General features: G+C 73.6%; 18 protein-coding genes. 5 read left to right on the forward strand and 13 right to left on the reverse strand.

All coding sequences use genetic code 11. The features are described from left to right. Positions 1 to 326: 326 nt before the first annotated feature. Together AB0424_RS11210 and AB0424_RS11215 are read right to left on the reverse strand one after the other, a co-directional pair. Positions 327 to 956, reverse strand: coding sequence for an NUDIX hydrolase (locus AB0424_RS11210; RefSeq protein ID WP_366304096.1), 630 nt, complete (start codon positions 954 to 956; stop codon positions 327 to 329). An 87-nt stretch (positions 957 to 1043) separates the two neighbouring features. Further along, positions 1044 to 2702, reverse strand: coding sequence for a CTP synthase (locus tag AB0424_RS11215; RefSeq protein ID WP_366304160.1), 1659 nt, complete (start codon positions 2700 to 2702; stop codon positions 1044 to 1046). Positions 2703 to 3249: 547 nt separating this feature from the next. Here AB0424_RS11215 and AB0424_RS11220 point away from each other — a divergent pair. After that, on the forward strand, positions 3250 to 5052 hold the full coding sequence (locus AB0424_RS11220; protein ID WP_366304098.1) for a glycoside hydrolase family 15 protein: 1803 nt from the start codon (positions 3250 to 3252) through the stop codon (positions 5050 to 5052). 77 nt (positions 5053 to 5129) lie between these two features. Then, positions 5130 to 6521 (forward strand): FAD-binding oxidoreductase, encoded by a 1392-nt coding sequence (locus AB0424_RS11225; protein ID WP_366304100.1) that lies wholly within the window; start codon positions 5130 to 5132, stop codon positions 6519 to 6521. 18 nt (positions 6522 to 6539) lie between these two features. On the opposite strand, the gene AB0424_RS11230 is transcribed toward AB0424_RS11225, so the two are convergent. Both AB0424_RS11230 and AB0424_RS11235 read right to left on the reverse strand, forming a co-directional pair. Next, the gene (locus tag AB0424_RS11230; protein WP_366304102.1) at positions 6540 to 8183 is read right to left on the reverse strand and encodes an NAD(P)/FAD-dependent oxidoreductase; all 1644 of its coding nucleotides are present in this window, start codon (positions 8181 to 8183) and stop codon (positions 6540 to 6542) included. 46 nt (positions 8184 to 8229) lie between these two features. Further along, positions 8230 to 9744 carry an APC family permease gene (locus AB0424_RS11235; RefSeq protein ID WP_366304104.1) on the reverse strand — a complete coding sequence of 505 codons (1515 nt, stop codon included), beginning with the start codon at positions 9742 to 9744 and terminating at the stop codon, positions 8230 to 8232. A gap of 161 nt (positions 9745 to 9905) precedes the next feature. On the opposite strand from AB0424_RS11235, the gene AB0424_RS11240 reads away from it, so the two are divergent. Then, positions 9906 to 11534: a PucR family transcriptional regulator gene (locus AB0424_RS11240; protein ID WP_366304106.1), complete on the forward strand. Its 1629-nt coding sequence runs from the start codon at positions 9906 to 9908 to the stop codon at positions 11532 to 11534. Between the two features lie 342 nt (positions 11535 to 11876). On the opposite strand, the gene AB0424_RS11245 is transcribed toward AB0424_RS11240, so the two are convergent. The 6 genes from AB0424_RS11245 to AB0424_RS11270 all read right to left on the reverse strand — a co-directional run bounded on the left by AB0424_RS11245 (position 11877) and on the right by AB0424_RS11270 (position 17726). Continuing rightward, positions 11877 to 12956 (reverse strand): glycosyltransferase family 4 protein, encoded by a 1080-nt coding sequence (locus AB0424_RS11245; protein ID WP_366304108.1) that lies wholly within the window; start codon positions 12954 to 12956, stop codon positions 11877 to 11879. A 113-nt stretch (positions 12957 to 13069) separates the two neighbouring features. After that, entirely contained in the window at positions 13070 to 13894 is an 825-nt protein-coding gene (locus AB0424_RS11250; protein ID WP_366304110.1) for a hypothetical protein, read from the reverse strand. After that, positions 13891 to 15633 carry a DNA repair protein RecN gene (gene recN, locus AB0424_RS11255; protein ID WP_366304112.1) on the reverse strand — a complete coding sequence of 581 codons (1743 nt, stop codon included), beginning with the start codon at positions 15631 to 15633 and terminating at the stop codon, positions 13891 to 13893. The genes AB0424_RS11250 and recN overlap by 4 nt, the downstream gene beginning before the upstream one ends. Positions 15634 to 15722: 89 nt before the next feature. Next, complete coding sequence (locus tag AB0424_RS11260) at positions 15723 to 16646, reverse strand: NAD kinase (RefSeq protein WP_366304114.1); 924 nt, start codon at positions 16644 to 16646, stop codon at positions 15723 to 15725. Next, positions 16643 to 17458, reverse strand: a complete 816-nt coding sequence (locus AB0424_RS11265; protein WP_366304116.1) for a TlyA family RNA methyltransferase — start codon at positions 17456 to 17458, stop codon at positions 16643 to 16645. The genes AB0424_RS11260 and AB0424_RS11265 overlap by 4 nt, the downstream gene beginning before the upstream one ends. A gap of 7 nt (positions 17459 to 17465) precedes the next feature. After that, entirely contained in the window at positions 17466 to 17726 is a 261-nt protein-coding gene (locus tag AB0424_RS11270; protein WP_366304118.1) for a hypothetical protein, read from the reverse strand. Between the two features lie 42 nt (positions 17727 to 17768). Here AB0424_RS11270 and AB0424_RS11275 point away from each other — a divergent pair, with 42 nt between their 5' ends. Further along, on the forward strand, positions 17769 to 18116 hold the full coding sequence (locus AB0424_RS11275; protein WP_366304120.1) for an SCP2 sterol-binding domain-containing protein: 348 nt from the start codon (positions 17769 to 17771) through the stop codon (positions 18114 to 18116). Here AB0424_RS11275 and AB0424_RS11280 read toward each other — a convergent pair. Together AB0424_RS11280 and AB0424_RS11285 are read right to left on the reverse strand one after the other, a co-directional pair. Next, positions 18105 to 18971 carry an ABC transporter ATP-binding protein gene (locus tag AB0424_RS11280; protein WP_366304122.1) on the reverse strand — a complete coding sequence of 289 codons (867 nt, stop codon included), beginning with the start codon at positions 18969 to 18971 and terminating at the stop codon, positions 18105 to 18107. The two genes, AB0424_RS11275 and AB0424_RS11280, sit on opposite strands and share 12 nt — an antisense overlap. 162 nt (positions 18972 to 19133) lie before the next feature. Further along, a complete protein-coding gene (locus AB0424_RS11285; RefSeq protein ID WP_366304124.1) occupies positions 19134 to 20219 on the reverse strand; it encodes an HAD hydrolase-like protein in 1086 nt (361 codons plus the stop codon). An 82-nt stretch (positions 20220 to 20301) separates the two neighbouring features. Here AB0424_RS11285 and AB0424_RS11290 point away from each other — a divergent pair, with 82 nt between their 5' ends. Beyond that, entirely contained in the window at positions 20302 to 21597 is a 1296-nt protein-coding gene (locus AB0424_RS11290; RefSeq protein ID WP_366304126.1) for a DUF1015 domain-containing protein, read from the forward strand. 70 nt (positions 21598 to 21667) lie between these two features. Here the strand turns inward: AB0424_RS11290 and AB0424_RS11295 are convergent, their stop codons facing one another. Beyond that, the gene (locus AB0424_RS11295) at positions 21668 to 22444 is read right to left on the reverse strand and encodes a hypothetical protein (RefSeq protein WP_366304162.1); all 777 of its coding nucleotides are present in this window, start codon (positions 22442 to 22444) and stop codon (positions 21668 to 21670) included. Between the last annotated feature and the right edge of the window lie 351 nt (positions 22445 to 22795).

Here is a 22795-nt window from a genome sequence, read left to right on the forward strand (position 1 = left end):
GCACAACGGAACGGCGCCCCCTGCCGGGCCTAGGCTTCCGCGCCCGAACCCGCACCGGATGCACGCGGCACTACGCGTGCGGGCCAAGGCGCAAGGGGCGGAGGCGCGGCCAGGCGCGCCGTCCCGTGTGCCCACCCGTCCCGCCCAGCGGGACGATTGCCCACACGGAGGGCGGGCCAGGGCCCGGCCTCCCACGGCGTGCGCCCGCACGGGGTGGGCCGGGGACAGGCCGGCAGACGGCCACACGGGGTGGGCCGGGGACAGGCCCGGCGGGTGGCCACACGGAGGGGGCCGGGTCCGGTACAGGCGGCCCGCGGCCCCGCCGCCTAAGAGGCGAAAGGTCGCGCCGGCCAAGGCGCGTCCGCGGGGCGGAGCGCGTCCAGACCGCCACCGTCCGCGCGCGCCGCCACGACCGCGAGGACGCCCATGACGAGGAAGCTGTTGTGGAGGTCGCCGGCGAGGACGCCCCGCAGGAGGTCGGCGAGGGGGACGCGGGCCAGTTCCATGTCGGCCTCCTCGTCGGAGACCTCGTAGCGCTCGCCCTCCGCCTCGGCGAGGTCGCGGGCGAGGAAGAGGCGGACGGCCTCGTCGGTGCCGCCGGGCGAGGAGTAGACGTCGGTGAGGACGCGCCAGTCGCCGGCCTTGACGTGCGCCTCTTCGTACAGCTCCCGCTGGGCGGCGTGGAGGGGGTTCTCGCCGGGCACGTCGAGGAGGCCGGCGGGGATCTCCCACAGCTTCTGGCGCACGGGGTGGCGGTACTGCTTGAGCAGCAGGACGCGGTCCTGCTCGTCCAGGGCGAGGACGGCCACCGATCCGGGGTGGACCTGGTAGTCGCGGCGGGCGACCGAGCCGTCCGGCATGACGACGTCGTCCGTGCGGATGCTGGTCTTCTTGCCCTGGAAGGGGGTCGTCGTCGCGGCGACCCGCCACTCCTCCGGGGTGTCCTGCAGCTCCATCTGGTCCTCCCACATACGAAAGCCGGGGTACCGGTCCGTGAGGACCCGTACCCCGGCAACGTTAACGCCGTCGGCCGACGGTGTTGATCACTTCGCGGGCTTGCCCGTCTTGCGCTCGACGGCCGCCTTGACCAGGCCCGCGAAGAGCGGGTGCGGGCGGGTCGGGCGCGAGCGGAGCTCGGGGTGCGCCTGGGTGGCGACGAGGTAGGGGTGGACGTCGCGCGGGTACTCGACGTACTCGACGAGCTTGTTGTCCGGGGAGGTGCCGGAGAAGACCAGGCCGGCCTTCTTCTCCAGCTCCGCGCGGTAGGCGTTGTTCACCTCGTAGCGGTGGCGGTGGCGCTCGTCGACGTACGGCTGGTCGTCGTAGACCTCGCGGACGATCGAGCCCTCGGCGAGCTTCGCCGGGTACAGGCCCAGGCGCATCGTTCCGCCCAGGTCGCCGGCGCCCTCGACGTACGCCAGCTGCTCCTCCATCGTGGAGACGACGGGGTGCGCGGTGGCCGGGTCGAACTCGGTGGAGTTGGCGTCCGGGATGTCCGCGAGGTTCCGCGCGGCCTCGATGACGATGCACTGGAGGCCGAGGCAGATGCCGAGCAGCGGCACCTTGTTCTCGCGGGCGTACTGGATGGCGCCGATCTTGCCGTTCACACCGCGGTCGCCGAAGCCGCCGGGGATGAGGATCGCGTCGACGTCGCCGAGGTGCTTCTGCGCGCCCGCCGCGGTCTTGCAGTCGTCGGAGGTGACCCACTTGACCTTGACGCGGGCCTTGTTGGCGAAGCCGCCGGCGCGCATGGCCTCGGTGATGGAGAGGTAGGCGTCGGGGAGGTCGATGTACTTGCCGACGAGCGCGACGGTGACCTCGTGCTCCGGGTTGTGCACGCGGTCGAGCAGGTCGTCCCAGGTGGACCAGTCCACGTCGCGGAACGGCAGGTCGAGCTTGCGGACGACGTAGGCGTCCAGGCCCTCGGTGTGCAGCACCTTCGGGATGTCGTAGATCGACTTCGCGTCGATGGCGGCGACGACCGCGGCCTCGTCGACGTCGCACATCAGCGAGATCTTGCGCTTGATGGCGGTCGGGACCTCGCGGTCGGCGCGCAGCACGATCGCGTCGGGCTGGATGCCGATGTTGCGCAGGGCGGCGACGGAGTGCTGGGTCGGCTTGGTCTTCAGCTCACCGGAGGGGCCGATGTAGGGCAGCAGCGAGATGTGCACGACGAAGACGTTGTCGCGGCCGACCTCGTGGCGGACCTGGCGGACGGTCTCCAGGAACGGCAGCGACTCGATGTCGCCGACCGTGCCGCCGACCTCGGTGATGACGACGTCGACGTCGTCGGTCGCCATCCGGCGGATGCGGGACTTGATCTCGTTGGTGATGTGCGGGATGACCTGGACGGTGTCGCCGAGGTACTCGCCGCGCCGCTCCTTGGCGATGACCTGCGAGTAGACCTGGCCGGTGGTGACGTTGGCCGAGCCGTCGAGGTCGACGTCGAGGAAGCGCTCGTAGTGGCCGATGTCCAGGTCGGTCTCGGCGCCGTCGTTGGTGACGAACACCTCACCGTGCTGGAAGGGGTTCATCGTGCCGGGGTCGACGTTCAGGTACGGGTCGAGCTTCTGCATCGTGACCCGCAGGCCGCGGGCCTTGAGGAGCGCACCCAGGCTGGAGGCGGTCAGGCCCTTGCCGAGGGAGGAGGCGACACCCCCGGTGACGAAGATGTGCTTGGTCGTCGTGGTGTTGGGCGGCATCGCCAAGAGGGGGCTCCCGTGGTCGCGTTCTGGAGGTGCGTACCGGCGTCCCCTCCGGAAGAATCGGGGGGTGCCGTCGCTGCGGTTTCGGGGTCCTCGGCTCTCGCCGTTTCCCACCGGTCCACGGGGTACCAGGGTATCAGCGACATCGGGAGACCGCTTCCGGCCACACGCGGCAGTCGGGTGTTCACGCACGGCAACGCGGGCGGCCGGGCGGGCCTCGGTCCGTGGACGGGGCGACCCGCCCACCAGGGGAAAGTGACGTCTACCGGGCCCGCCCAGGAGGGGAGGGGGTTCGTTCACCTGATCGGAGCAACGTCGTTACCGGTGTGATCACCACCTCACCAGGGCTCGACGTATCCTGCTCGGACACAGCCCGCCGAGCCGGCCGGCCAGGGCACCACCCCGCCTGTCACCCGGACCAAGAGCTCGTCGAAGATCCCTTGACCGCTGACGAAGACGGACCACCCGGCCGGGACCACCGCGCCGGAGCGTCCGAGCAAGCGCCCCGCGGGGCGGACATGGCCGTTCGACTGGAGTGAAGCACGTGGCCGGGCGCATCGAGGATTACGCACTCATCGGAGACATGCAGACCGCTGCCCTGGTCTGCCGGGACGGCAGCGTCGACTGGCTCTGCCTCCCACGCTTCGACTCCCACGCGGTCTTCGCCGGACTGCTCGGCACGGAGGAACACGGGTTCTGGCGGGTGGGACCCGCCGGTCCCGCGGACGCCGAACCGGCCCCCGCCGACCGCCGCCGCTACCAGGGCGACTCGCTGATCCTGGAGTCCGAGTGGGACACCCCGCGCGGCACGGTCCGGGTCACCGACTTCATGCCGCCGCGCGACGGCGCCCCGCAGCTCATCCGGATCGTCGAGGGCGTCTCGGGCCGGGTCCGGATGCGCTCCTCGCTGCGGATGCGGTTCAGCTACGGCCGGATCGTCCCCTGGGTGCACAAGGTCGGCGACCGCACGGTCGCCGTCGCCGGTCCCGACTCCGTGTGGCTGGACACCGACGCGGAGACCCACGGCAAGGACCTGACGACCTACTCCGACTTCACGGTCACCCCCGGCGACCGGATCACCCTGACGCTGTCCTGGCAGCCCTCCCACAAGGAGCCGCCGGCGCTACCGGACCCCGAGGGCTCCCTGGCGGCGACCGCCGAGTTCTGGCGGGAGTGGGTCGACCACTGCACGTACCACGGCCCCTACCGGGAGGCCGTGGTCCGCTCGCTGATCACGCTGAAGGCGCTGACGTACGCGCCGACCGGCGGGATCGTGGCCGCGCCGACCACCTCGCTGCCCGAGGAGATCGGCGGCGTACGGAACTGGGACTACCGCTACACCTGGCTGCGGGACGCGGCGATCACCCTGTCCTCGATGCTGCGCACCGGCTACCGCGAGGAGGCCCGCGCCTGGCGGGACTGGCTGCTCCGCGCCGTCGCGGGCGACCCGGAGAACCTGCAGATCATGTACGGCATCGCCGGCGAACGGGAGCTCGGCGAGGCGGAGCTGGACTGGCTGCCGGGGTACGAGAACTCCGGCCCGGTCCGGGTCGGCAACGGCGCCGCCAACCAGCTCCAGCTGGACGTCTACGGCGAGGTCACCGAGGCCCTCCACCTCGCCCACATGACGGGGCTGTCCCGGAACGACTACGCCTCCCTCCTCCAGATCAAGCTGATCAACTACCTGGAGAAGCACTGGGACCAGCCCGACGAGGGCATCTGGGAGGTGCGCGGCCCGCGCCGCCACTTCGTGCACTCCAAGGTGATGGCCTGGGTGGCGGTCGACCGCACGATCAAGCTGATCGAGTCGGGGGACGCCGACGGCCCGCTGGAGCGCTGGCAGGCGCTGCGCGACGAGATCCACCACGACGTCTGCGAGAAGGGCTACGACAAGGAACGGAACACCTTCACGCAGTCCTACGGCTCCAAGGAGCTGGACGCCTCGCTGCTGCTGATCCCGCAGATGGGCTTCCTGCCGCCGGACGACAAGCGGGTGATCGGCACGATCGAGGCGATCCAGCGGGAGCTGTCCACGGAGGACGGCTTCGTGCTGCGCTATCCGACGGCCGGCGAGGAGGCCGGGGTCGACGGCCTGGAGGGCGACGAGGGCGCGTTCCTCGCCTGTTCGTTCTGGCTCGCGGACGACCTGGCGATGATCGGGCGGGTCGACGAGGCCCGCACGCTCTTCGAGAAGCTCCTCTCGCTCCGCAACGACCTCGGGCTGCTCGCCGAGGAGTGGGACCCGCGGCTCCAGCGCCAGGTGGGCAACTTCCCGCAGGCGTTCAGCCACGTCCCGCTGATCGACACCGCGCTGCGGCTGACGGCGAGCGGGGCGTACGGGGGCTGAGGCCGGTCCCGCGCGGGGGGCGGCGCCCGGACCTACGATGGGAGGGTCCCGTCCCCCCGTACGAAAGGGGGGCTCTCATGGCTCCCCAGACCACCGTTCCGGACGCCGCGCTGGCCGGTCTGCGCGAGGATCTCGCCGGTGAGGTGTACGTGCCCGGCGATCCCGGCTACGACGAGGCCCGGGTGGTGTTCAACGCGATGATCGATCGCCGTCCGGCGGTGATCGCCCAGTGCGCGACGCAGGAGGACGTCTCCAACGCGGTGCTGTTCGGCCGCGGGGCGGATCTGCCGATCGCGGTCCGTGGCGGCGGCCACAGCGTCGCCGGCTCGGCGCTCAACGACGGCGGTCTGGTCGTCGACCTGCGCCGGATGCACACGGTGGTCGCGGACCCCGAGAACATGACCGTACGCGTCTCGGGCGGGGCGACCATGTCGCATCTGGACCACGCGTGCCAGCCGTTCCACATGGCGGTGACCGGCGGGCGGGCGTCCACGACGGGGGTCGGCGGGTTCACGCTCGGCGGCGGATCGGGCTGGCTGGAGCGGAAGTTCGGGCTCGCCTGCGACAACCTGCTGGCGGTGGAGCTGATCACCGCCGAGGGGAAGCACGTCCACGCGGACGCCGAGGAGAACGCGGACCTGTTCTGGGCGCTGCACGGCGGCGGCGGCAACTTCGGTGTGGTGACGTCGCTGACGCTGCGGACGCACCCGCTGCCGGAGTTCGGTTTCGTGATGCTGCTGTTCCCGCGCGAGGCGGGGCCCGAGGTCCTCCATGCCTACCGGGACCTGCTCACCGACGCGCCGGACGAGGTCGGCGGCGGCGCGATCTACCTCAACGCGCCTCCCGAGGAGTTCATCCCCGACGAGCTCCAGGGCACCCTGCTCGCCGGAGCCCTGGTGACCTACGCCGGCACCGCGGAGGCGGCCCGGGAGTTCGCCGCGCCGCTGTACGCGCTGAAGCCGGCGGTGGAGCTCCTCATGGACATCCCGTACGTCGACTTCCAGTGCATGCTCGACGACCCGCCGGGGATGCGGAACTACTGGTCGGCCGAGTACCTGGCGGACTTCCCCGACGAGGCCCTGCGCGCGTTCTGCGCCCGCTCCGACGAGATGATCGTGCCCTCCGGGATGCAGCACGTCCTCTTCCCCATGGGCGGCCAGGTCGCCCGCGGCCCCGCCGACTACCCCCTCCCCTGGCGCTCCGCGCGCTGGGCCGTGCACCCGTTCGGCGTGTGGGAGGACCCCGCCGACGACGAACGGGCGATCCGGTGGGTGCGGGACGTCCGGGCCGACGCGCGGCCCTGGTCGACCGGAGCCGTGTACCTGAACTTCATCGGCTCCGAGGGCGGAGAACGCGTCGTCGAGGGCTTCGGCGCCGGCAACTACGCCCGCCTCGCCGGTGTGAAGGCCGCCTTCGACCCCGACAACGTGTTCCGCTTCAACCACAACATCACGCCGGCCGCGGCCTGATCCCGCCCGCGGGCGCGGTCACCTCAGGACGGCGATCACCTCCTGGGCGGCCCGCTCGCCCTCGGTGGCGCCGCCTTCCATGAACCCCTGGAAGTCGTACGAGCAGTGCTCGCCGCCGATGTGGACGTTGCCCTGCGCGGTCCCCTCGTACTTCGCGTACCGGTGGAGGTAGCCGACGGGCCAGCAGGAGTAGGCCCCCAGCGCGTACGGGTTCTTGTGCCAGGCGGAGAGCTGGGCGCGGCCCGTGTAGGCCCGGGAGGTGCCGGGGAAGAAGGCGTCGATACCGGCCAGGTAGCGGGTGACCAGGTTCCGGACGTACGGGTCGGACTCGGTGGAGAAGGGGCCGGCCGGGTTCAGGCCGCGGGCCAGGCTCCCGCCGCCGTACTGGAGGAGGATGCCGCCGGTGCCGCCCTGGACCTTGGTGGTGTCCCAGGTCTGCTGGACCTCGGAGTCGGTGAAGCAGTCGCCCGCGGAGACGCCCGGCCAGGGGCCGGTGCCGCGCCAGGGGCGGGTGCCGAACTGCATGTTGAGCTTGGTGCAGTGGCCCATCCTGGCGTCCCGCAGCAGGTTCCGCATGAGCGGGTCGAAGCCGGCCTGGGAGAGGTCCAGTCGCTGGAGGATCGGCAGCGGGACGCACAGGATCGTGTGGTCGGCGGTGACGGTCCGGGTGGCGCCGGCCTCGGTGAAGGTCAGCGTCTGGGTGCCGTCGGCGTTGGCGCGGACGGCGGTCAGGGACCATCCCCTGCGCAGGGTTCCGGGGGCGAGTGCTCCCGCGACGGCGTTCGGGAGCCGGTCGTTGCCGCCGACGATGTGGTATCGCTCGTTGGACAGGCCCCAGACGTTGAAGTTGCCCGGATTGGTCTGGTAGCCCATGAGCAGGACGAGGGCGAGCGAGGACTGCTCGGTGGTGTCGGCGCCGTACTCGACGTTGTAGGCGACGTCGATGAACTTGCCGAGCCGTGACGCGTGCCCGCCGGGGACCCGGCTCTCGATCCACTCGTACAGCGACATGTCGTCGAGGGCGGTGCCGGTGGGTGTGGTCCGGTTCCAGGTGACCTCACCCGCCTCGGAGAGGTCCCGGCGCAGCGCCTGGTAGACGGCGTTGAAGTCGTCGTCGGCCTGGTCGCGCGGGTAGTAGGCGCCGCCGAACCAGAGGACCTCCTCGGCTCCGTTGGGTCCGCCGCCGAGGAAGTCCTCGGTGGCGAGGTCGAAGCGGCGGCAGAGCGCGAGGATCTTCTTGTGGCTGGTGTCGATCAGCTCGCCGCCGATCTCGGAGGTCTGGCCGTAGGCCCAGTGGGCGCGCTGCGTCCACATGCGGCCGCCGACCCGGGCGGGGTCGGCCTCGTAGAGCACCGGGCTCAGGCCGGCGTCCTGGAGGGTGAGGGCGGCGGTGAGTCCGGAGATCCCGGCGCCGACGACGGCGATCCGCGCGGTGCTGCGGACCGGCGGGGTGGGGGTGGCGGCCGCCGCGGGGACGGCGGCGGCCGTGGTGCCCGCGCCGGCCGCGAGACCGGCGGCCGCCGCGTACTTGAGGAGGGAGCGGCGGCCGACGGCGTCGGCCCGCATGCCGCGGAGTTCGTCGACGGGGAGGCCGAGCCTCCGGGCGTCGGCGTGCTCGGCGGCGAGGTGCTTCAGGAGGTGCATCGGGTGGGTGCGTGCCATGGGGCGCTCCTGGAGGAAGAGGGGACGGTACCCGGGACGGGGTGGGTCAGCTCTGGGGCACGGGGGCGGGCGCGGGAGGCGCGTCGGCGGGGCGTTCGGCGGCGTCCTCCAGGACGATCCGGCCGATGATCTCGTACCGCTCGGGCCGCTTGGCCTTGAGGAAGAAGCCGAGGGCGAGGCCGCCGAGGAAGACCAGGCCGACGATCCAGGGGATGGCCGCGAAGAAGAGGGAGTCCGCCGCGAGTCCGGCCGCGGTCTCCATGTTCATGATCAGCAGGACGACGACGGCGATCATGCCGATGCCGCCGAGCAGCGGTGCGGTGAGCGTCCTGAACCAGTGCCGGTCCTCGGGGTGGTTCTTGCGGAAGTAGCCGATGACGGCGAAGGAGCAGAGGGTCTGGACGATGAGGATGGCCATCGTGCCGAGGATGGCGAGCAGGGTGTACAGATGGATGTAGGGGTCCTGGCCGGTCAGCCAGAAGGCGGCGACGAGGGCCACGGCGATCGCGCTCTGGACGTACGAGGCGATGTACGGCGAGCCGTGGCGGGCGTGGGTGCGGCCGAGCGCCGGGTGGAGGAAGCCCTCGCGGCCGATGGCGTAGAGGTAGCGCGAGGCGCACTGGTGGAACGCCATCCCGCAGGCGAAGGAGCCGGTGAGCAGCAGCCACTGGAAGGCGTCGACGGCCCAGGCCCCGATGAAGCTCCGGGTGGGCGCGAAGAACAGGTCGAGCGGCGACGAGGAGGCGGACAGCTTCACCGACTCCGCCAGCCCGTTCCCGGCGATCGTCATCCACGACACGTAGATGTAGAAGAGGCCGACGCCGATGACGGAGATCAGGGTGGCGCGCGGGATCACCCGCTTGGGGTCGCGGGACTCCTCGCCGTACATCGCGGTCGACTCGAAGCCCACCCACGACCAGAAGGCGAAGAAGAGGCCGAGTCCGGCGGAGGTGCCGGTGAAGGCGTTCCTGGGGTCGACCGGCTCGACGGGGATGCCGTCGGGGCCGCCGCCGGCGATCAGGACGGCGGTGGCGACGGCGAAGAGGACCGCGATCTCGGCGACGAGCATCACGCCCAGCGCCTTGGCGGTCAGGTTGATGTCGAAGTACGACAGGACGGCGGTGACGGCCAGCATCGCGGCCGCGTACAGGACCCAGGGAAGGTCGACGCCGAGCTGGTCGGCGACCGTCGTCTTGGCGAAGTAGGAGAAGACGCCGACGATGGACGCCTCGAAGACGATGTACGCCAGGACCGCGAGCATGCCGGAGGCCATGCCGGCGATCCGGCCGAGCCCGTGCGAGATGTAGCCGTAGAAGGCTCCGGCGGCGGTGATCCGCTTGGCCATGGCGACGTAGCCGACCGAGAAGACGGTCAGGACCAGCGTCGCGAAGAGGTATCCGGCGGGCGCACCGGTGCCGTTGCCGAAGCCGACGGCGATGGGGAGGTTTCCGGTCATCGCGGTGATCGGGGCCGCGGTGGCCACGGCCATGAAGACGACGCCGACCAGACCGACCGAGTTCGCCTTCAGCCGGTGGACCTCTGGGGTGGGGTTCTCTGCCATGGCGCGAGAGCATCCTCGCGTGTGACACAGGCCACAATCGACAGGGGGTCGCGCAATTCCCGTCACCGCACGACGAGTTGTCGCCCTGATGTACGAACTGTCCGGTGCCGTGACCGTGGGGTGATGTCGCCGAAACGCGGACGCGGGTAGCGTCCCGGCCCATGGACAATCAGGGCGGGATCACCGTGCAGCGGGCGCTCGAACTCCCCGGTCTGCGCGGCGGGCTCCCGGAGGTCGTCGCGGGCGCCGACCGGCTGCACCGCACCGTGCGCTGGGTGCACGCCGGCGAGGTGCCGAACATCGCGTCACTCCTCAAGGGCGGCGAGCTGCTGCTCACCACGGGCCTCGGGCTCGGGACCCGGCCGGCCGAGCAGCGGGCCTTCGTACGGCGGCTGGCCGACCGCGGCATCGCGGCCCTCGTCGTCGAGCTGGGCCCGCGCTTCGCACGCCTGCCCGCGACGATAGTGGAGACCGCCAGGACGGCCGGCCTGCCCCTCGTCCAGCTGCACCGCGAGGTGCCCTTCGTCGCCGTCACGGAGGAGATCCACACCGAGATCGTCAACGGCCACTACGCGCTCCTGCGCCAGGCCGAGGAGGTCCACCGGCAGTGCACGGAGGCGTTGCTCGGCGGCGGCGGGGTCCCGCAGGTCCTCCGCATCCTCTCCGACTTCGCCGCCAACCCGGTCTTCCTGGAGACCGCCGACGGGCAGCTGCTGTACGCGGCGGGCGCCGACTCGACCCCCGCCGACCCGCTCCAGGTGTGGGACGGGCTCCGCGGCCAGCGGGCGGCCCGCGAGTCCGGCCCGCCCACCGGCACGGTCCTCGTCGACGTCCCCGGCGGCGGCCCGGGTTCGGCGTCGGTGCGCGCCCGCCTCGTCCTCCTGGCGGTGTCCGGCGCCCTCTCCCCCGTCCACCGGATGGCCGCCGAGCGGGCCGCCGGCCTCCTCGCGGTCGTCCTCATGCAGGCCCGCCAGGAGGAGGAGCTGGCCGCCCGCGGCCGCGGCGACTTCCTCACCGACCTCGCGGAGGGCCGGATCACGGCCGAGGCCGCCCCCGCCCAGGCCCGCGTCCTCGGCTTCAAGCCGGGCGACGGGCCACTCCTGCCGGTGGTCATGCGCCTGGCCTCGGAACTCTCCCCGTCCGGCAACTGGGCGCTCCTCGCCCGCGCCGTCCTCGAAGAGCTCTCCTCCGTCGGCGTCCCCGTCCTCCTCGGCGTCCGCCCCGTGGAGGGGCGCGTCCCCCTCCTCCTCGGCCTGCGCTCGGAGTCGGAGCGCACCGCCGTCGCCGACCGCGTCGCCGCGGCGCTGCGCGCGGGAGTGGAACGGGCCGGTCTGGAACGCGCCGGCGTCCATCCGCCCGTCGTGGTCGTCGGTGTCGCCGGCGGCTGGGCCGCGGCCTCGGCCGGGCTCCGGCACGCCGCCGAGACGGCGACCGCCGCCCAGGGCCTCTCGGACCTCCCCTGGTACGACGCCCGGCGGCTCGACATCGACCTGCTCCTGTGGCGCCTCCACTTCCACGGCGACACCGTGCTCCCCGCCTTCGTCGACCGCGCCATCGGTCCGCTCCGCGACCACGACCGCACCTCCCGGCCGCCGCTGCTCCCCACCCTCGAGACCTATCTCGCCCACGCGGGCCGCAAGGCGGAGACCGCCCGCGAGCTCCACCTCAACCGCCAGACCCTCTACAACCGCCTCGCCCGCATCTCCGAACTCCTCGGCACCGACCTCGACGACCCCCAGACCGTCCTCGCCCTCTCCCTCGCCCTCCGAGCCCGCCGCCACACCCCCTGACCCCCGCCGTGGTGGGCCACTGGTGCGGGTCCACCTCGTTGTGGGCAATCGTTCCGCTGGGGCGGCGCCCACCCCGCGAACGGGGCCGTGGGTCCACCCCGTTGTGGGCAATCGTTCCGCTGGGGCGGAACGGGTGGGCACAACGGAACGGCGCCCCTGCCGGGCCTAGGCTTCCGCGCCTTGGGCCCGCACCCCACGCGCGGCGCACTGCTGGTGCGGGTCCAGGCACAGGGGGCGGAGGCGCGGCCGAGCGCGCCGTCCCGTGTGCCCACCCGTCCCGCCCCAGCGGGACGATTGCCCACACGGAGGTGGGCCAGGGCCCCCACGGAAGCGGCGCTCGCCCTACCGCCCCGCCAGCTCGTCGTACACGCTCAGTACGTGCGCCACCGTCTCGTCCTCCGTAGGCCACGTCCCCGCCTGGACCCGCCCCGCCGCTCCGAGGTCCATGCGGCGCTCGACGTCGTCGAGGAGGGCGCGGACGGTCGCGGCGAGCGCGGCGGAGTCGCCGTAGGGGACGAGTTCCGCGGCGTCGCCGACGAGTTCGGGGACGCCGCCGACGGCGGTGGCGACGAGGGGGACGCCGAGCCGGAGGGCTTCCTGGGCGAGGAGGGAGCGGGCCTCCCAGCGGGAGGGGAGGACGGCGATGTCGGCGGCGGCGAGCAGTTCGGCGACGTCGTCGCGCCGCCCGATGATCCGCACGGGGAGCTCTTCGTCGGCGATCCGCCGCTGGAGGAAGGCCCGTTCGCGGCCTTCGCCGGCGATGACGAGGAGCGGCTGCGGGTCCAGGTCGCGCCAGACGCGCGCGGCGTCGAGGAGTGTGCGGTAGCCGCGGCCCCGTTCGAGCGCGCCGACGGCCATGAGCAGGGGGCGGTCGACGGCGCCGAGTTCGGCGCGGGCCTTGCCGTCGTGGAGGCAGACGGGCCCGCGGGCGGCGGGCACGGTGACGGGGGCGAGGCGGGCGTCGCGGGCTCCGCGCCGGCGGGCCCGGTCGACGAGTTCGTAGGAGGTGGCGAGCACGACGGTGGCGGCGCGCACGGTCCTGCGCTCCAGGAGCCGTTGGACGCCGCCCCGCGCGCCGTCGAGGTGGCTGCGGCTGTGCCAGGTGGTGACGAGGGGCGCCCGGGCGTCGCCGGTGAGCGCGAGGGCGGCCCGTACGGAGGCGTGGAGGCCGTGGGCGTGGACGATGTCGGCGCCGATGGAGGCGTTGCGGACGGCGGTGACGGCGGCGGGGTCGCCGAAGCGCGGCAGGGGCACGAAGTGCGCGCCGGCGCCGATGTAGTCGTAGACGCGGTCGAGTTCGGCCGGGGCGCACACGGTCACGCGCACGCCCCTCGCCACCAGCCCCGAGGCGAGTGATCGGACGTGAGCGCTGCTGCCCGCGCTGCCGCCGCCCACCACTTGGACCGTACGGAGCTGTGTCACGCGCCCAAGGATGCCAGTCCGGGCCCCCGACCGTACGCACGTTCCGGCAGCGAAGTGGCGTCGTTCCCTTGTGCGGAACGCGTCCGGCGTACGCACCCCTCCCACGGGTTCACTCACATGGGTGAGCGCACGGAGTCCTCGTCCGCGCCCCCGTCTCGCGACGGCGCTCGGCCCGCGTCCCACGGGGGGACGCGTTCCCCTTCCCGCGGCGGGAATCCCCCGCCGCGGCTCTCCGCCCACACGGCCGCCGAGATCAGTCCGGCGGCGTGCGCGGCGAGCCCGAGCCGCCCGTTCCCGGCGGCGATCGCCCCGCCGACGGCGGCGCCGAGCGCGTGCGCGCCGGTGTCGCCGAGCATGGTCCGCTCGCCGAGGTCCTCGCCGAGGAGTGCCGCCGCGGCCCCCATGGGCGCGGCGGCGGGCGCCCCGCGCAGCAGGCCCGGGGCGCCGAGCCCGAGCACGGTGAGTCCCGCGTACCCAGGCCGGACGTCCACGAGGTTGACCAGGTGCGCGGTGCCGGCGATGACGACGCCGGCGAGGAGCCTGTCGACGGGCCGCTCCTTGAGGAGGGCCCCGGCGACGAGCGAGGCGGCGCCGATGCCGGCGAGCTTGACGGTCCCGCTGGTCACCTCGCCCTCCCGGAGCGCCGCCAGGTGGGCCCGGAACCCGCGCCGGTGGTCGCCGCGCAGGTCGTCGTACCGCCCGCACGCGGCCGCCGCGGCGACCGCGAGGGCGACGCCCGGGGCGGTGGGCAGGACAGCGGCGGCGGTGCCGAAGGCGGCGGCCGGACCCGCGTGGAGGGTGACCGGCCGGCCCGCGCGGTTGGTGCGCTGCCAGGCGTGGGGGCCGCCGGGCGGACGGCGCTTCAGCAGCCCGTACGCGAGCCGGGTGGCGCCGAGGGCGGCGGCGAAGGTGCCGGCCCGCCCCGGGCGCCGGTTCACGCGTCCGCCCTCGCCGTCGCGAGCAGCTCCTCGGCGTGGGCCCGGGCCGTCTCCGAGTCCTCCTGGCCGGCGAGCATCCGGGACAGCTCGCGCACCCGCTCCTCGCCCTCCAGGACGGTGACGCCGGAGCGGGTCACGGAGCCGTCGTTGGTCTTCTCGACGAGCAGCTGCCGGTCGGCGAAGGCGGCGACCTGCGGAAGGTGGGTGACGACCACGACCTGCGCGGTCCTGGCGAGCTTGGCGAGGCGGCGGCCGATCTCGACGGCCGCCTTGCCGCCGACACCCGCGTCGACCTCGTCGAAGAGGTACGTCGGCACCGGGTCGACCCCGGCGAAGACCACCTCGACGGCGAGCATCACCCGGGAGAGCTCACCGCCGGACGCGCCCTTGGCGATGGGCCGCGGCGGGGCGCCGGGGTGCGGGGCGAGCAGCAGCTCGACCTCGTCGGCCCCGGACGGGCCGTACGCGACGCGTCGGCCGCCGACCTCGACGCCCTCCGGGTCCTCGGTCTGGCCGATGGCGAAGGACACGCGCGCGTGGGGCATGGCGAGCGAGGCGAGCTCCGCGGTGACCGCGTCGGCGAACCGGTCGGCCGCCTCCGTACGGGCGTCGGTGAGCCGCTGGGCGAGCACCGACAGCTCGTCGCGCAGCCGGTCGCGCTCGGCGGTCAGCTCCCCGATGCGGTCGTCGTCGCCGTCGAGTTCGCCGAGCCGCGTCGCGCTCTCCTCGGCCCAGGCCAGGACGGCGGCGATGTCCTCGCCGTACTTGCGGGTGAGCTGGGTGAGCGCCGCGCGCCGCTCCTCGACGGCCGCGAGCCGCAGCGGGTCGGCGTCCAGGTCGTCGGCGTAGCCGGCCAGTTCCGTGGCGACGTCGCCGAGCAGGATGGAGATCTCCCCCATCCGGTCGGAGAGCGCCGCGAGGGCCGGGTCGTGCGACCGCACGCCCTCCAGGGCCCGGCCCGCGCCGGCGACCAGGGTGGTCGCGTCGACGGACTCCGGGTCCTCGGGGTTGCCGGCGAGCGCGCCGTGCGCGAGGGAGGCGGCGGAGGCGAGGGCCTCGGCGTGCCCGAGCCGCTCGGCCTCGGCGGCGAGTTCGACGTCCTCCCCGGGCAGCGGGGCGACGGCCTCGATCTCGCCGAGCCCGAAGCGCAGCAGATCGGCCTCCTGGGCGCGTTCCCGGGCCCGGGTGGTGATCTCGTCCAGCTCTCCGGTGACGGCCCTCAGGCGCCGGTAGGCGTCGCCGTAGGCGCCGAGCGGTCCGGAGACGGCCTCGCCCGCGTACCGGTCGAGCGCGCCGCGCTGCCGGGCCGGCTTGAGCAGGCCCTGCTGGTCGGTCTGGCCGTGGACGGCGACGAGTTCGTCGGCGAGTTCGGCGAGCAGTCCGACGGGCACGGAGCGGCCGCCGAGGTGGGCCCGTGAGCGTCCCTCGGCCGAGACGGTACGGCTGACCAGCAGCACGCCCTCGTCGAGTTCCGCCCCGGCCTCCTCGGCCCGTACGGCGGCGGGCGCGCCCGCGGGCACGCTGATCCGCCCCTCGACGACGGCCGACGCCGCGCCGATCCTCACCAGGGCCGGGTCCGCACGCCCACCGAGCAGCAGCCCCAGGCTGGTCACGACCATGGTCTTGCCCGCACCGGTCTCACCGGTCACCGCGGTGAAGCCGGGCGACAGCTCGACCACCGCGTCGTCGATGACCCCGAGCGACCGTATCCGCATCTCCTCCAGCACGCCCCAGACCATACGAGGTTTCCCCGGTCCGACGCGACATCGCCCCCGCGCGTAACCCTCCGGCGCGCCGATCGTTCGGGGGCGCCGGAGGGAGAAGGCGATCAGTGCGGGGCGCCCCGCCACCCCGACACCGGCAGGGCGAACTTGGCGACCAGCCGGTCCGTGAAGGACGCGTGGTGCAGCCGGGCCAGGCGGACGGGCACGGCACCGCGCCGCACCTCGACGCGGGCGCCGGCGGGAAGTTCCACGGTCCGCCGCCCGTCGCACCACAGGACCCCGTGGGGCGTGTGCGGCTCGACCTCGACCGCGAGCACCGACTCCGGGGTGGTGATCAGCGGCTTGGCGAAGAGGGCGTGGGCCCCGATGGGGACCATGAGCAGCGCCTCGACCTCGGGCCAGACGACGGGCCCGCCCGCCGAGAAGGCGTAGGCGGTGGAGCCGGTCGGTGTCGCGCAGATCACCCCGTCGCAGCCGAAGCCGGTCACCGGGCGCCCGTCGATCGCGAGGACGACCTCCAGCATCCGTTCCGGGGAGACCTTCTGCACGGCCGCCTCGTTGAGCGCCCAGTCGCGGTGCAGGACGTCGCCGTTCTCGTAGACGACGACGTCGAGGGTCATCCGCTCCTCGACCTCGTACGCCTTCGTCACGACCCGGTCGACGACCTTGTCGAGGTCGTCGCGCTCGGCCTCCGCGAGGAAGCCGACCCGCCCCAGGTTGACGCCGAGCATCGGCACGCCGGAGGCGCGGGAGAACTCGGCGCCGCGCAGCAGGGTGCCGTCGCCGCCGAGGACGACGAGGAGCTCACAGCCGTCGAGCGCGTCGGAGCACGCCTCCGGCACCCTCTCGACGGACGGCGGCAGGGGCAGGTCCGTGGCCTCGGCCTCCAGGACACGGACGCCGATGCCGCAGCGCAGCAGCCCCAGGACGACCAGTTCGGCGCTGCGCACGGCGGCCGGCCGGCCGGTGTGCGCGAGCAGGAAGACGGTACGTGGTGCGGTATCTGGTGCTGCTGCCGTTGAGCTCAACGAGGTCCCTCCGCCACGGCGCGGTCGACATCCGCCGGATCCAGCGCGGGCGCGCCTGCCCGCAGCCACAGAAAGTACTCGACGTTGCCGGAGGGGCCGGGCAGCGGGCTGGCGGTCACGCCGAGGGCGCCGAGGCCGAGCTCGGCGGCGCGCCGCGCCACGTTCTTCACCGCGTCGGCCCGGAGTTCGGTGCTCCGGACCACTCCGCCGGTGCCGAGCCGCTCCTTGCCCACCTCGAACTGCGGCTTCACCATGAGGACCAGGTCGGCGTCGGGGGCCGTGCAGGCCGCGAGCGCGGGCAGGACGAGGCCGAGCGGGATGAAGGAGAGGTCGCCCACGACGAGGTCGACCGGGACGCCGTCGATGGCGTCGAGCGTCAACTCGCGTACGTTCGTGCGGTCCTTCACGGTGACGCGCTCGTCGCTCTGCAGCGACCAGGCGAGCTGCCCGTAGCCGACGTCGACGGCGACGACGTGGGCGGCGCCCGCGCGCAGCAGGACGTCCGTGAAGCCGCCGGTGGAGGCTCCGGCGTCCAGCGCCCGCCGGCCCTCGATCCGCAGCCCCTGCGGGACGAACGCGGCGAAGGCGCCGGCGAGCTTGTGGCCGCCGCGCGAGACGTAGTCGGGGTCGGAGTCGTCCTGGACGACGACGATGGCCGCGGCGGTCTCCACCTGGGTTGCGGGCTTGGTGGCGACGGTCTTGCCGACGGTCACCCGGCCCGCGGCGATCAGCTGGCTGGCGTGCTCGCGCGAGCGCGCGAGCTTGCGCCGGACCAGCTCGGCGTCGAGACGGCGGCGTGCCACTCCTGCCACGTTCGGTTCAGCTCCTGTTGTCGTGCGGACGGGGGGCGGGGTGCGCGTCCAGCGAGGTCAGCTCCGCGCGCAGCCCACGGTGTACATCCTCGTACACCTCCAGGTGTCCGTCCGCCGGGCGGTGGTCCACCTCGGCGAGACGCGCCAGGTGCGCGTCGACGGGGCCGTGCCCGGTGAGCTCCCGGGCGACGTCGAGCGGGGCGGGCCCGGCGGGCGCGTACGGCTCCTCGGCTGCCCGGTCGGCGGGGTCCGGCATCTCGTCGCTCATGCCCCGACGCTACCCCGAAGCGCTGGGGTACCGTCGACGGCGATGGCGACGATCACGGAGTGCCGCGGCGCACTGGACAGACTTTCGGACAATCTCGCGCGGGCCGACGGCGACGTGCGGGGTGCGGCCGGCTTCGACCGCACCCTGAGCTGCCACGTCACGGACCTCGACACGACCTTCACGGGCCGTCTCGCCGACGGCCGGATCGAGGTCCTGGACACGGTGGAGGGACCGCCGCGGGCCAAGGCGCAGATCCGGCTCGCGATGGCGGGCGACGACCTGGTGGCGATGGTGGGCGGCGAGCTGAACTTCGCGAAGGCGTGGGCCTCGGGCCGGGTCAGGCTGGAGGCGGGCTTCCGCGACCTGATGCGGCTGCGTTCACTTCTGTAGGGCGGGCTCCTGGGCCGCGGGCTCCTGCGCCTGCGGTCCCACGGTCCGCCGGGCCCGGGCCTTCCGTCCGGCCGGCACGACCAGCGGCGTGCCCGTCTCGGGGTCGTCGATGATCTGGCAGCGCAGCCCGAAGACCCGCTCGACCAGGTCGGCGGTGACGACCTCGGCCGGCGGGCCCTGGGCGACGATCTCGCCGCCGCGGACGGCGATGAGGTGGGTGGCGTACCGGGCCGCGTGGTTGAGGTCGTGCAGGACGGCGACGAGCGTCCTGCCCTGGGTCTCGTGCAGCTCGGCGCAGAGGTCGAGGACGTCGATCTGGTGCTGGATGTCGAGGTAGGTGGTCGGCTCGTCGAGCAGCAGCAGCGGCGTCTGCTGGGCGAGCGCCATCGCGATCCACACGCGCTGGCGCTGACCGCCGGACAGCTCGTCGACGTACCGGTCGGCCAGCTCGGCGACGCCGGTCGCCTCCATCGACTCGCGGGTGATCCGCTCGTCCTCCGGCGACCACTGGCGCAGCAGTCCCTGGTGCGGGTAACGGCCGCGCGCCACCAGGTCGGAGACGGTGATGCCGTCGGGCGCCACGGACGACTGCGGCAGCAGGCCGAGGGTCTTGGCGACCTTCTTGGCGGGCATGGTGTGGAGGGACTGGCCGTCGAGCAGGACCCGCCCGGTACTGGGCTTCAGCATCCGGGAGAGGGCGCGCAGCAGCGTGGACTTGCCGCACGCGTTCGGGCCGACGATGACGGTGAAGGAGTTGTCGGGGATCTCGACGGACAGATCGCGGGCGATGACCCGCTGCTCGTACGCGAGGGTGACCGATTCCGCGCTCAGCCGCTGCCCCTGCCGACCGTCCATGCCCGTACTCCTGATGTCCGCCAAGCCAGAAAGAGTTAGGTTAGCCTACCCAACTTTCTCCGAGGTCGGCCGGGTCGGCCGAGGTCCGCGGTTACCACGGGCCTGCGGCCCGCGCCACGGTCCCGTGGCCCGCCCCCGGGACCCGGTCCGCGTCGACGCCCCTCACACTCCCAGCAGCGCCAGGGCCTTCCCCGCGTCCGGCACACCGCCGCCGGCGTCCGCCGCCGACCACGCGGCCCCGCACAGGGCCCGCACGCCGTCCATCACGTCCGCCTCCCCGGCGGGCACCCCGGCCACGCCGCCTTCGAGGACCAGCTCACCGCCGCGCACCGACGCCCGCCAGTCCCCGCACACGAACCCGCCGTCCGCGTCCTCGTCCACCTCCGGCTGCCCCACGAGCAGCCCCCGCAGGTCGGCCGCCACGTATGTCGGCCGGTGCTCCGGCACCGCCGCCAGCAGCTGCGCCACGTCCGTCACCCCGGTCAGCACGAGCAGCGAGTCCACCCCGCCGTTGAACGCGCCCTCGATGTCCGTGTCCAGCCGGTCCCCCACGACCAGCGGCCGCTCCGCGCCCGTCCGCAGCACCGTCTCGCGGTGCATCGGCGGCAGCGGCTTGCCCGCGACCTTCGGCTCCGCGCGGCCTCCCGACGCGATCCGCACGACCTCCACCGCCGCGCCGTTGCCCGGCCCGATGCCCCGCGCCCCGGGAATCGTCAGATCCGTGTTCGAGGCGTACCAGGGCACACCCCGCTGCACCGCGTAGGCCGCCTCGGCGAACCGCCGCCACGGCAGCTCGGGCCCCCCGTACCCCTGCACGACCGCCACCGGCTCGTCGTCCGCCGACTCCACCGGAACCAGCCCCCGCTCCCGCAGCGCCACCCGCAGCCCCTCCCCGCCGACGACGAGGACCCGGGACCCCTGCGGCACGTCGTCGGCGATCAGCCGGGCGACCGCCTGCGCCGACGTGACGACGTCCCCGGGCGCCGCCGGCACCCCCAGCTCGGTGAGGTGGTCGGCGACCTCCTCGGGCGTCCGCAGCGCATTGTTCGTGACGTACGCCAGGTGCATGCCGCCGGTCCGCGCCACACCGAGCGCCTCGACGGCGTACGGCACGGCCTCCCCGCCCGCGTACACCACACCGTCCAGGTCGAGGAGGGCCGTGTCGTACGCCTCGCTCAACGGCACCGCACTGCCGCCCGGACGATCCCCGCCGCCGTCCCGCCGTCCCCGGCCGATCCGCACACTCACCGCTCGCTCCTCGCCTCACCGGGTGCCGTTCCCCCGCTCCCCCGATCATCGCTCATGGCCGCCGCCCACATACGATGACGAGATGAACACCTCAGGTCACGCGGCCGCCGACGTCCGCGACGACACCGCAGGGCTGCGCCTGGCCCCGTTCCGCGGACTCCGGTACGTCCCCGAACGGGTCGGCAGCCTCGCCGCCGTGACGTCCCCTCCCTACGACGTCGTCGTACGACCTGACGGTCTTCTCCATCTGGAGTCGGCCGACCCCCACAACATCGTCCGGCTGATCCTCCCGCAGGCCATCACCGCCGGCACCCGCCACCGCAAGGCCGCCGTCACCCTCGACCGCTGGCTCGCCGACGGCGTCCTCGCCCCGGACCCGGAGCCCGCGCTCTACGTGTACGAGCAGCAGGGCGACGGCATCCTCCAGCGCGGCGTCATCGGCGCCCTGGAGCTCTCCACCCCCGACGCCGGCATCGTCCTGCCCCACGAGGACGTCATGCCCCACGTCGTCGAGGACCGCGCGGCCCTCATGCGCACCACAGCCGCCAACCTGGAGCCGCTGCTCCTGACCTACGTCGGCTCGGACGAGGGCGGCGCCGACGCGGTCATCGAACGCACCGTCCTGCGCGAGCCCCTGCTCTCCACGACCACCGAGGACGGCTTCCACCACCGCCTCTGGTCCGTCACGGACCCCGCCGAGCTCGCCGCCGTCGCCGGCGAACTCGCCGGACACCAGGCGCTCATCGCCGACGGCCACCACCGCTGGGCGACCTACCTCCGCCTGCGCGAGGAGCACGCCGCCCCGGGCCCCTGGAACTACGGCCTGGTCCTCCTCATCGACACCGCCCGCTACCCGCTCCGGGTCCGCGCCATCCACCGCCTCCTGAACCGCCTGCCCGTCGCCGACGCCCTCGCGGCCCTCGGCGACTCCTTCCGGGTCCGCCGCGTCGAGCGGCCGCTTCCGGAGGCCCTGGAGGCCCTCGCGACGGCCGCCGCCGACGGCAACGCCTTCCTCCTCGCCGGCGACGGCGCCTTCCACCTCGTCGACGCGCCCGACCCGGCCCTGCTGGACCGCACGATCCGCGCCGACCGCCCCGACGCCTGGCGCACCCTCGACGCGACCGTCCTCCACTCCACGCTCCTGGAGAACGTCTGGCACATCCCGGACGCCCCCGAGGACATCGCCTACATCCACGACACCGAGGCCGCCGTCGCCCAGGCCGAGCGCCGCGGCGGCACGGCCGTCCTCATGCACCCCGTCCGGGAGGACGTCGTCCGCGACCTCGCACGCCAGGGCGTCACCATGCCCCGCAAGTCGACGTCCTTCGGCCCCAAGCCGGCCACCGGCCTCGTCCTGCGCAGCCTCGCCCTGGACTGACCGGGCACACCCGGAAACGAAGAAGGGCGGCACCCCCAAGGGGTGCCGCCCTTCTCACCGGTCGACCGGATCAGCCCTTGTCGGCGTCCCGCTCGTCCTCGATCTCGTCGTCCTCGTCCTCGTCCTCGTCCTCGTCGAGCTCGACGTCCTCGACGCCGACCTCGGCGTCGCCGGACTCATCGGCCTCATCGGACGCGTCGATGTCGTCGGACTCGTCGAAGGCGTCCACGAACTCGACACCGTCCATCTCGGCGAGACGGTCCGACGCGTCCGTGGCGCCGTCCTTGTCGGCCTCCAGGGCCTTGGCGAACCACTCCCGCGCCTCGTTCTCACGACCGGCGGCGAGCAGCGCGTCGGCGTACGCGTACCGCAGACGCGCGGTCCACGGGTGCACGGCGCTGGAGGCGAGCTCGGGGCTCTGCAGGGTCACGATGGCCGCGTCGAGCTGCCCCAGGTCGCGGCGCGCGCCGGCGGCCACGAGCCGCATCTCGACCTGACCGGCCTTGTCCAGCTTCAGCACCTCGGGCTCGCCGGCCATCGCCAGCGCCCGCTCGGGCCGACCGAGGCCACGCTCGCAGTCGGCCATGACGGGCCACAGCTCCACGCCACCGCTCATCCGACGCGCGGCACGGAACTCGGCCAGCGCCTCGGAGTACTTCTGCGTCGCGTACGCGGCGAAGCCGGCCGCCTCACGCACGGCCGCCACACGCGACGCGAGCCGCAGGGCCACCCTGGAGTACCCGTACGCCTGCTCCGGGTCCTCGTCGATCAGCTGCGCCACCATGACGAGGTTGCGCGAGACCTCCTCGGCGAGACCCTTCGGCAGGCTCATCAGCTCCTGCCGCACATCCGGGTCGATCTCCTCGCCCGTGACCTCGGCCGGAATCGGCAGCCGCTTGATCGGCGCCCTGTCGCTCCGCTCCCGGTCGAAGTCCCGACCACCGCGGTCGTCACGACGCCCGTAGCCACCCCGGTCGTCCCGCCCACGGTACCCACCACGGCTGTCGCCCCCGCGGTCGTCACGCCCACGGAAGCCACCGCCACGGTTGTCGCCGCCACGGTTGTCGTCACGGCGGAAACCACCGCCGCGGTTGTCGCCGCCACGGTCGTCGCGGCGGAAGCCGCCACGGTCGTCACGGCGGTCGTCACGCTGGTACGAGGGACGCTCATCGCGACGGAACGACGGACGGTCCCCACC

Source organism: Streptomyces sp. NPDC051180, assembly GCF_040689545.1.
GTDB lineage: Bacteria > Actinomycetota > Actinomycetes > Streptomycetales > Streptomycetaceae > Streptomyces.

Bases quoted from the DNA above. Each gene is read 5' to 3' on its own strand.
- AB0424_RS11210 (WP_366304096.1), bottom strand. From the start codon at position 956: ATGGAGCTGCAGGACACCCCGGAGGAGTGGCGGGTCGCCGCGACGACG.
- AB0424_RS11215 (WP_366304160.1), bottom strand. From the start codon at position 2,702: ATGCCGCCCAACACCACGACGACCAAGCACATCTTCGTCACCGGGGGT.
- AB0424_RS11225 (WP_366304100.1), top strand. From the start codon at position 5,130: ATGGCTCCCCAGACCACCGTTCCGGACGCCGCGCTGGCCGGTCTGCGC.
- AB0424_RS11230 (WP_366304102.1), bottom strand. From the start codon at position 8,183: ATGGCACGCACCCACCCGATGCACCTCCTGAAGCACCTCGCCGCCGAG.
- AB0424_RS11235 (WP_366304104.1), bottom strand. From the start codon at position 9,744: ATGGCAGAGAACCCCACCCCAGAGGTCCACCGGCTGAAGGCGAACTCG.
- AB0424_RS11240 (WP_366304106.1), top strand. From the start codon at position 9,906: ATGGACAATCAGGGCGGGATCACCGTGCAGCGGGCGCTCGAACTCCCC.
- recN (WP_366304112.1), bottom strand. From the start codon at position 15,633: ATGGTCTGGGGCGTGCTGGAGGAGATGCGGATACGGTCGCTCGGGGTC.
- AB0424_RS11270 (WP_366304118.1), bottom strand. From the start codon at position 17,726: ATGAGCGACGAGATGCCGGACCCCGCCGACCGGGCAGCCGAGGAGCCG.
- AB0424_RS11275 (WP_366304120.1), top strand. From the start codon at position 17,769: ATGGCGACGATCACGGAGTGCCGCGGCGCACTGGACAGACTTTCGGAC.
- AB0424_RS11280 (WP_366304122.1), bottom strand. From the start codon at position 18,971: ATGGACGGTCGGCAGGGGCAGCGGCTGAGCGCGGAATCGGTCACCCTC.
- AB0424_RS11290 (WP_366304126.1), top strand. From the start codon at position 20,302: ATGAACACCTCAGGTCACGCGGCCGCCGACGTCCGCGACGACACCGCA.